This window comes from Gelidibacter sp. (assembly GCF_035577925.1).
GTDB lineage: Bacteria > Bacteroidota > Bacteroidia > Flavobacteriales > Flavobacteriaceae > Gelidibacter.
This window is the reverse complement of sequence record NZ_DATJCY010000300.1, coordinates 1-9155: the sequence shown is the minus strand read 5'-3', so window position 1 is coordinate 9155 and position 9155 is coordinate 1. Positions and strand designations below refer to the sequence as shown.

General features: G+C 34.1%; 10 protein-coding genes and 1 pseudogene. 6 read left to right on the top strand and 5 right to left on the bottom strand.

What is annotated here, in order from left to right:
- Positions 1 to 1296, bottom strand: a 1296-nt coding sequence (locus tag VNJ50_RS11710) for a DUF5686 and carboxypeptidase regulatory-like domain-containing protein (RefSeq protein ID WP_325582123.1), incomplete at its 3' end; no start/stop codon positions are given.
- A 200-nt stretch (positions 1297 to 1496) separates the two neighbouring features.
- Complete coding sequence (gene smpB / locus VNJ50_RS11705) at positions 1497 to 1955, bottom strand: SsrA-binding protein SmpB (protein ID WP_325582125.1); 459 nt, start codon at positions 1953 to 1955, stop codon at positions 1497 to 1499.
- 89 nt (positions 1956 to 2044) lie between these two features.
- On the opposite strand from smpB, the gene VNJ50_RS11700 reads away from it, so the two are divergent.
- Positions 2045 to 2806 (top strand): DUF6503 family protein, encoded by a 762-nt coding sequence (locus tag VNJ50_RS11700; protein ID WP_325582121.1) that lies wholly within the window; start codon positions 2045 to 2047, stop codon positions 2804 to 2806.
- Here the strand turns inward: VNJ50_RS11700 and VNJ50_RS11695 are convergent.
- The 3 genes from VNJ50_RS11695 to deoC are packed head-to-tail and all read right to left on the bottom strand — an operon-like array spanning position 2799 to position 4722.
- Positions 2799 to 3308 carry a phosphoglycerate mutase family protein gene (locus tag VNJ50_RS11695; RefSeq protein ID WP_325582119.1) on the bottom strand — a complete coding sequence of 170 codons (510 nt, stop codon included), beginning with the start codon at positions 3306 to 3308 and terminating at the stop codon, positions 2799 to 2801. The genes VNJ50_RS11700 and VNJ50_RS11695 overlap by 8 nt on opposite strands.
- Positions 3309 to 3327: 19 nt before the next feature.
- Entirely contained in the window at positions 3328 to 4026 is a 699-nt protein-coding gene (gene deoD / locus VNJ50_RS11690; RefSeq protein ID WP_325582117.1) for a purine-nucleoside phosphorylase, read from the bottom strand.
- A 33-nt stretch (positions 4027 to 4059) separates the two neighbouring features.
- Entirely contained in the window at positions 4060 to 4722 is a 663-nt protein-coding gene (gene deoC, locus VNJ50_RS11685; RefSeq protein WP_325582115.1) for a deoxyribose-phosphate aldolase, read from the bottom strand.
- 512 nt (positions 4723 to 5234) lie between these two features.
- On the opposite strand from deoC, the gene VNJ50_RS11680 reads away from it, so the two are divergent.
- The 5 genes and pseudogenes from VNJ50_RS11680 to VNJ50_RS11660 all read left to right on the top strand — a co-directional run.
- Positions 5235 to 6266 (top strand): quinone-dependent dihydroorotate dehydrogenase, encoded by a 1032-nt coding sequence (locus VNJ50_RS11680; protein ID WP_325582113.1) that lies wholly within the window; start codon positions 5235 to 5237, stop codon positions 6264 to 6266.
- 185 nt (positions 6267 to 6451) lie between these two features.
- Positions 6452 to 6883, top strand: a complete 432-nt coding sequence (locus VNJ50_RS11675; protein WP_325582111.1) for a hypothetical protein — start codon at positions 6452 to 6454, stop codon at positions 6881 to 6883.
- 243 nt (positions 6884 to 7126) lie between these two features.
- A complete protein-coding gene (locus VNJ50_RS11670; protein ID WP_325582109.1) occupies positions 7127 to 7741 on the top strand; it encodes a LysE family translocator in 615 nt (204 codons plus the stop codon).
- Between the two features lie 111 nt (positions 7742 to 7852).
- A complete protein-coding gene (locus VNJ50_RS11665; RefSeq protein ID WP_325582107.1) occupies positions 7853 to 8581 on the top strand; it encodes a hypothetical protein in 729 nt (242 codons plus the stop codon).
- Between the two features lie 149 nt (positions 8582 to 8730).
- Positions 8731 to 9155, top strand: a pseudogene (locus VNJ50_RS11660) (hydroxymethylglutaryl-CoA lyase); the annotation flags it as partial.

Genomic DNA, 9155 nt, shown 5'->3' with positions numbered 1-9155 from the left:
ATGGCTATAACCAAAAAGAACATTTTGTATTTTGAATTTATTGTTTTTTAAATCGATGGAATCAAGATAAGGCTTGGAGGTTCTCAAGGTCTGAACACTATCTTTCAACAAATAATCCTTGATTTCTTCATCGGTCAATGGAACCGGTCTCATGCGTTTCCAATAGGTCGAATCTTTTTTGTTGGCTTCATTGGCAAAGGATAGAATTTCTTTTCCAAAACGCTTTTTTTCACTATCAGGACTGAAGTTGTAATTGCTATAGACGGCAGTGTAACGCCCGTCGCCCTTAAATCCGAATAGTGAATATCCAAAATCCATGCCTTGCGAAATAAGTACCCAAATTTGATCTGTTTCCGAATAGGAAAAATTTTGAGTAATAGTAATTATTTCGGCTGGCGGGATTTGCGCTTGGATTCCGGTAATTCCCAATTCTAAAGCGTAAATGGTCCATTGGTTTTCAACAATATAAATAAGCCCCGAAAAAACACGATCGTTTTTACGTTTTGGAATCACTTTAATCTTGTTAATCAAATGGCCTTTATCATCATAAAAAACACCTTCCAACTTGTAGTTATAGTAGTTAAAAGCATAATCGGCAATGGGCGAAATGATTTGGTTTCCAAGTTCGATGGTGTTGTTGTAAAAGTTGAAATTGACATCACTTGCCGTGTTAAAACTAAATCCGTTATCGTCGCCACTTACTTTTGAAGCACTAATTTTTTCCTTTAATTTATCAGGATATTGGTATTCAATTTCTGAAATGGTTTCTGACAAATATAAAATTCCACTTCGCGTAGAATCTAATCCCACCATAAATTCATCCAACTCTTGTCCGAAGAATTTTTCTGGTGCATTCTTTATCCTAATTAACCCACGAGAATAAAAATCAGCTTTAAAACTTTTTATTTTTTCCAAATTTGTTTTTCGTTCGACAATGGCTTTTCTGATGATGATATCGGCAGGATTTTCATTGGAATTGATAACAACTTCATTTAATGAAATTTGTTCTTCAACAAGAACGGCATCCAAATAGTAGGGAAATTCTTTAATTTCTACTTCTTTTTTCACCGTTTTATAACCCAAAAACTGAAAAACAACAGTGTAAGTATCAGGTTTGTCAATATTAAGTTCGTAATACCCTTTGTCATTACTTGTGGTTCCTGTAAAGGTGTTTTCGATATAAATGTTGACAAACGGAAGTGCGTCATTTTTAGCATCGGTAATTTGTCCTTTTATTTGACAAAAGACTTGTAAGCTTGTACAAACGAAAATAAAAGTAAGTAGATTTTTAAACATAGTTGATGAAAGTGACACTACAAACGCATGATAACATGGATTGCTGGTGGTTAGAATTTCAAACTTAGTTATAAAACCGATTTTAAAACGTTATAATCTTCCCAAAAAAACAACTTTGAATTCTGATTTTGGCTTTCTATATAAAAATAAAAAACGAGAAAGTTCTCGTTTTTAAAAGTGTGAAATTTAAAACAGCTTTTTTAACTGTATATTTTTTTGATCCGATCCAGGTTTCGTTTGTTGTCCCGATCTCTAATGGTATCGCGTTTGTCATATAGTTTTTTACCCTTGGCCAACGCTATTTCCATTTTGGCATATCCTTTATCATTTATAAAAACACGTAGCGGAATTATAGAAAATCCTTTGGTTTGAACATCTTTATTGAGCGATTTTAATTCCCGTTTGGTCAATAAAAGTTTGCGTTCAGCTTTTGGTCTGTGGTTGTAATGGGTTCCAAAAGCATATTCTTCAATGTTCATATTGATGACAAAAAGCTCACCTTTTTCATTAAATTCACAAAAACTCTCAGCAATTGAAGCTTTACCACTTCGGATGGATTTTATCTCGGTGCCTTTCAAAACAATTCCTGCGGAATACTTATCCAGTATTTCGTAATTGAAATGTGCTTTTCTGTTACGGATGTTAATTTGTTTCTGCATACGTGGCCAAAGGTAAAACATTTAGTATAATTTTTTGAATGACATGGCTGTAATCTTTATTTTTACTTATTCATATATAAACCAATATTATGTTTCGAAATGCATTTATTATCGTTGGGCTGTTGTTTGTTTTTGGTTGTAAGCAAAAGCAAAATCATGAAATGGCCGAGCTATCTGCCGAAGAAATTGTGAATCAATCCATAGAAGCTGCTGGTGGCGATGTGTTTAAACACTCAAAAATAGAATTTGATTTTAGAGATATGCACTACAAAGCCGTTCGTAAAAATGGTAGTTTTAGATTGGAACGCCAGTTTAAAAAAGCGAATTCCGAAATTAGGGATGTGTTGAGTAATTCAGGATTTGAGCGTTTTGAAGATGATGAAAAGGTCCAGGTTTCAGATTCATTGGCATCGCTTTATAGTGCTTCAGTCAATTCTGTACATTATTTTTCGGTGTTGCCTTATGGGTTAAATGATAAAGCGGTTCATAAAAAAAGTTTGGGAACTGTAAACATTGAAGGCAAGGATTATTATAAAATTAAGGTGACCTTTTCCGAAGATGGTGGTGGCGAAGATTTTGATGATGTTTTCATTTATTGGATCAACAAAACGTCTTTTAATGTTGATTATTTAGCGTATTCTTTTAAAGAAAAAGACGGTTTGGGCTATCGGTTTAGAAAAGCTTATAACGCTAGAGTGGTAAATGGATTACGGTTTGTAGATTACAATAATTATTTGCCCGAAAACTCAGTGCTTAAAATTGAGGATCTGGATGATTTGTTTATGGCTAATAAATTGCAGTTATTATCAAATATCGAACTGAGAAATATTAAGGTAGAAGTACTTAATTAATTTTAAGCAACATATCGTTAATAAATCCATTAGTGATGGTCACGATATAGAGATTGCCATTATTGGAATCTTCAATTTCACCATATTTCTGTTTTCCAATCACGTCATTCACAAATTCTGGAATGGTGTTATTATGCCCAACTATTAAAACTGTTTTTCCGGAAGTTGCGGTTTTAAAGGTCTCATCATATTTTGAACGAACAGGATAAATGGTAATTTCCAATTTATTTTTATCGGCTGTTGGTTTTGCAGTTTCCTGTGTTCTGATATAATGTGTGGCATACACCGCATCAAACTTTATATTTTCTAATATATTACTCCAACTTTCAGCTCTTTTATGGCCAATGTCAGTGAGATGGGGATTCTTTTCTAAAGGATCACTTACATCTTTCTCGGCATGGCGTATAAAATAATAGGTGGTTGTTCCTTCAGATAGTTCTTTTTGTGCAAACATAGTGACTGAAAATAAAATAAAGCTGGTAAGAATAATGGACCGAATCATATGTTGTTTTTTAGTTGGTTTATGCTAATTCTAAAGCAATATGGATCATTTCTTTAAACGTCGTTTCCCTTTCCATTGCGGTTGTATGTTCGCCAGTTACTAAAGAATCTGAAATGGTGAGAATGCTTAGTGCATTTACGCCATGTTTTGCAGCTACCGTATAAAGTCCTGATGTTTCCATTTCAACACAAAGGACTCCAAATTTTGACCATTGTTTGTACGACTCAAAGTCATCGGCATAAAATTCATCACTTGTTAAAACATTTCCTGCTTTTAAAGGAATGTTTTGGGTTTTTGCTGCTTCGACTGCTTTTTGAAACAGACCAAAATTTGCTGTTGGCGCATAATCGGCACCGCTAAACCGCAATTCGTTAATGCCCGAAGTTGAGGAGGCCGCCATAGCTAGGACAATATCGCGGAGTTTTATGTATTCTTGACAAGATCCAGCACTTCCAACCCTGATAAGGTTTTTTACATCATATTCCGTGATCAATTCATGTGCGTAAATCGAAATGCTCGGTACGCCCATTCCGGTGCCCATTGTAGATATAGGCTTGCCTTTGTAAGTGCCAGTATAACCTAGCATTCCTCTAACATTATTAAAACGTTTTGGATTTTCAAAAAATGTGTTGGCAATCCATTTTGCTCTTAAAGGATCGCCTGGTAAAAGGATGGTTTCGGCAATTTCTCCTTTTTTGGCTTCAATATGTACACTCATAGGGTTAGTTTAATAAAACCCTAAAGATAAAAATTAATACTTTGTAGTGGACGTTTTATTAGTCATCATTGCAACGCCAGAGGATGTACCAATCCTATCGGCACCGGCGTCAATATATTTAAGTGCAGTTTCTATATCACGAATACCTCCTGAAGCTTTTATTCTGGCTTGATCTCTAATGGTTTTCTTAATGATTTTGACAGCGGTTAAAGTGGCACCACTTTTTGAAAAACCAGTCGATGTTTTAATAAAATCGGCCTTGGCATCAACACATATTTCGCAAGCTTTCACGATTTCGTTTTTTGAAAGTTCGCTAATTTCAAGAATAACTTTTAGTGGCGTTTTTCCAATAGCCGTTTTGACATCAGAAATATCCTTAAATACAGCCAAGTAGTTTTTGCTTCTTAAAAACCCAATATTTATGACCATGTCTATTTCATCGGCACCTTCATTTATGGCATTTTTGGCTTCAAAAACTTTGACTTCTGTCGCTGTAGCGCCAAGTGGAAAACCAACAACCGATACCACTTTGACCGCTGTTTTTGAAAGTAGATGCTTGGCTAAAGGAACATAACAACTATTTACACAAACGGAATAGAATTCATATTTCTTGGCCTCATTGCATAAATCGATGATTTGTCTTTCGGTTGCCGCTGGATTTAAAAGTGTATGGTCGATATATTTGTTGATGTTCATAAGATAAAATCTGGGTTTAAGAGCGTAAAAATACGACAAACGGTTGTTTGGGTAAAGTTTTTCAATGCTTATTAGACGAACGGTTAGAAATGAAAACCTTTAAAATACTAATCATTGTTATATCAGACAGTTCGATTTTTTGTGATCGAATTGTTTCGAGCTTCTTCATTTTATATGTACGTTAAGAGAACTCAAATAGACGGTTTGAATTGTACGTTTTATACTTATTTACACAATTTTTAACACTATGTATGCATTTATATGTGAATAATTTTTTCGGACTTATAGGTGTTTTTTGAAATGTTTTCCGATTTAGTGTCTAAAAATATTTATGAGAAAAGTAAATACATTTGAAGTGTTAGGGGTTTTGATTATTGTCATTAACTACAACAAATTTGAAGTAAAAGATGATTAATGATAGTAAATTAGGCATGGATCTTAAATATTAAAAATTTCAATAAAGCAATATAAAAACTGCCCTATCTTTGGAGTGTTTTTTATTTTTATAAGTTATGTACAAATTCCTAATTCGTCCCCTTTTTTTCAAGTTTGATCCTGAGAGAATCCATCATTTTACTTTTTCGCTAATTCGTTTTTCACATCGGATTGGTTTGGGTGGTGTTTTTCGAAGTATTTATAAATTGGAAAACCCAAAGTTAGAACGTGAACTTTTTGGACTCCAATTTCCTAATCCAGTTGGATTGGCCGCAGGTTTTGATAAGGACGCTAAACTTTATAAAGAGCTTTCAAACTTAGGTTTTGGATTTATTGAAATTGGAACGGTCACGCCAAAACCACAAGATGGCAATGAAAAGCCGCGCTTGTTTCGTTTAAAGAATGACGCAGCAATTATTAATAGGATGGGATTTAATAATGGCGGTGTTGCAGAAGCTGTTGAACGCTTAAAAACCAATCCTTTGCAAGGTCATAAAAATCGTGTTTTGATAGGAGGAAACATTGGTAAAAATAAAATTACGCCCAATGAGGAAGCGGTGAATGATTATATTATTTGTTTTGATGCACTTTTTGATTATGTCGATTATTTTGTGGTTAATGTGAGTTCACCAAACACGCCAAACCTTCGTGCTCTTCAAGAAAAAAAGCCTTTGACCGATTTATTGCAAACACTTCAAGATAAAAACAACTTAAAACAAAAACGTAAACCAATACTATTAAAAATTGCTCCAGATCTTACGGATGAGCAACTTTTGGATATTATTGATATTGTGGCTACCACAAAAATTGATGGTGTCATTGCTACAAATACAACGATTTCACGCGAAGGGCTTACATCTGATAACAAAAATGAAATGGGTGGCTTAAGTGGAAAGCCTTTAACTAAAAGATCAACTGAGGTGATTCGTTTTCTATCACAAAAAAGCAACAAAGCGTTTCCAATTATTGGTGTTGGCGGAATTCACTCTGCCAAAGATGCTCTGGAAAAACTCGATGCCGGTGCCGATTTGATTCAACTTTATACCGGATTTATTTATGAAGGCCCTGGATTGATCACGGAGATTAATAAAGCGATTTTGGCAAAATAGCTTAAGAGTGAAAGACATAAGTTGTATGCAATTTGCGAAGAACTCCCTGAATTTAATATTATTAAATGCTTAAACGAAAAATATATATTCTTTTCTTTTTGGTTCTTGGAATTTCTTGCCAAGAGAGAAATCAAACAATTAAGGAATTTGGGAAATCTGTCTTTCTGACTTACAAAACAGGCTTAATGGAGCAAAAAAAAATGTATTTGAACAAATCGGAATTGAAGCAATTGCTCAGGAACTTTGGACAAAAGGATTTTAATAATGACCGAATAACAGAATATATTGACTTAATTATTGAAAAACAGGAAGAGCATATTGATCTTGCGAAATATGATATGGAAATCGCTTTTGACGAGTTTAAGTGGAATGATTCGAAAATAGACAGTATCACCTATGATATTATTTTATTGAAACCAGGAAAAGACTCAATTATTCCTTGGCCAAATTCGAAAACGATAGAATTTAGAAATTTCAAAGAAAATTTTGTGACTAAAATTCATGTTTTTGTAAACGATAATGACAAAAGAATCCGAATGGATTTAAATGGTGTAGTTTATATAAATAACGAATTTAAACTCGATGAAAACAGACCGAAATTTGAATATATGAATTAATTAAAGACCAGATACAACATGATTATAAGTTATTGTCTATTCTTGTTTACTTTAGCAATTTCGCAAGATTTTCCAACTTGAAGTGTACTTTCAAAAATAAGTATTAACCGACACAACTACTCATAGTTCAAACCGATATTAGATATACGATAAATTATTTCGCCTATAAAATAACGTCCCAAATTCAATACTTTTAAGTCTTAAATCTTACGTCTAACAACGTAGCGGTCTTACGTCTTTTATATGATAGAAACACTTCTCTCTTTTTCAATAGCCACATTGGCCCTTGCTATAGCCCCAGGGCCAGATAATATTTATGTGCTAACGCAAGCCTTGGTCAATGGCACTAAAAGCGGTATTGCCACAACGGCAGGTCTTATAAGTGGTTGCATTGTGCACACCACGCTTTTGGCGTTTGGTATTTCGGCAATAATCACGGCTTCCTCAGATCTTTTTTATGGGATCAAGGTTTTGGGTGCTTGTTATTTGTTGTTTTTGGCTTATAAAGTTTATAGAAGTGATGAAACAATTTCACTTTCTGAAAATGCACCTTCAAAATCGTATTTGCAACTTTATAAAACTGGGTTTATCATGAATTTGGTAAATCCGAAGGTTATGATTTTTTTCTTGGCGTTTTTCCCCGGTTTTCTTTGGGATAATAATGGAAATACCATTGTTCAGTTTTATGTTTTAGGAGTGTTGTTTATGATTATTTCCTTTCTTGTTTTTAGTGCAATCGCATTATTGGCCGGACGTATTTCTAATTTCATATTGAAAAGAAAAGGCGTCGGAACCTTTTTAAAATGGCTGCAAATCGTCGTTTTTGTAGGTATCGGACTTTATATTATTTTGGCATAAAAATTTTCGTTAGCCGTTATAAACTATTATAAATCAGAACATAATTTGTGTGACTGTTGAAAATTATATAAATAAATGTAAATTAGCAGTCAACCAAAATTTATAAAACTTATGAAAAAAACAGTTTTTCTTTTGGGAATGGTCTTTGCGCTGTTCTCATGCAACTCTGGAAAAAAAGAATCTTCAGAAGCCAATTCCGAATCTAATTCGGATGTTAAGTCAGAAAAGGTAAGTAGCAAAAGCAGTGGTAAAACATACGATTGTTTAAAAAAGTTTGAGGAAAATTACGATTTGCTTCTAACAAAAGAGGAAATGACTTCGGTGTATCCATTTAATACCGATGCCGCAAAAGTGGAATTGCGCTCAGGGAGCTATGGCCAACACATATTTCAATGGCCAAGCGACCGTCCTACGTTTACCATGGAAGTATCAGGCATGAAAATGAATTTACCTGATCAAAACACCATGGGTATTAAAAATCTTTCTTTTTACGATGATGTCAGTGATTTAAAATCTAATATCGAAATCTTTGATATGGGCTATAAGCAGTTATCTGATAAAGAATTGGCCCAAATTGATAAAAATCTTGATAAGGCAGAAGATGAAGTTAAAAAGACAGGTAAAGATTTGATGGAGGTACGCGCGAAATCAGCTTGGCAAGCTGTTGACGGTTTAGGCTCAAGTTCTTGGTATAAATGGAATAACCAATGGGGTGGAGAATTGGTTGTTCTTGCGGGCATAGCCAAATTTACGATTCTTACAAAAATTAGTAGTGATCCTGAAGAAAATAGGGAAATAGCTAAAAAACTGGCCGAAAAAGTACTTGCAAAATGTAAATAATTGTAAAACGGACTTTTAAATGGAATTTTTTAAGTCCGTTTTTATATAGCATTCATATGTCTTTTTCAATACTTTGATCAGCCATTTTTTCGATGATTATTTTTTATGCGAAATATTTCTGCATGCGTAGGAATTGCTATCTTTGAACGATGCAACAGGTTAAAATTATAGAATGTCCGCGCGATGCCATGCAAGGTATCAAGGATTTTATTCCTACTGAAAAAAAGGTTCAGTACATTCAGTCGTTGTTACGGGTTGGTTTCGATACCATTGATTTTGGCAGTTTTGTTTCGCCAAAAGCCATTCCGCAAATGGTGGATACGGCTGAAGTGCTATCGCTGTTGGACCTTTCCAAAACCCAGAGTAAACTTTTGGCTATAATTGCTAATACACGTGGAGCTGAAGATGCTTCAAAACATCCCGAAATAAATTATTTGGGCTACCCATTTTCGATTTCAGAAAACTTTCAAATGCGAAATACGCATAAAACCATTGCACAATCGGTAGTGGCTTTGAGTGAGATTTTGGAAATTGCCGATAAGGTCAATAAAGAAGTCGTTGTTTATATTTCCAT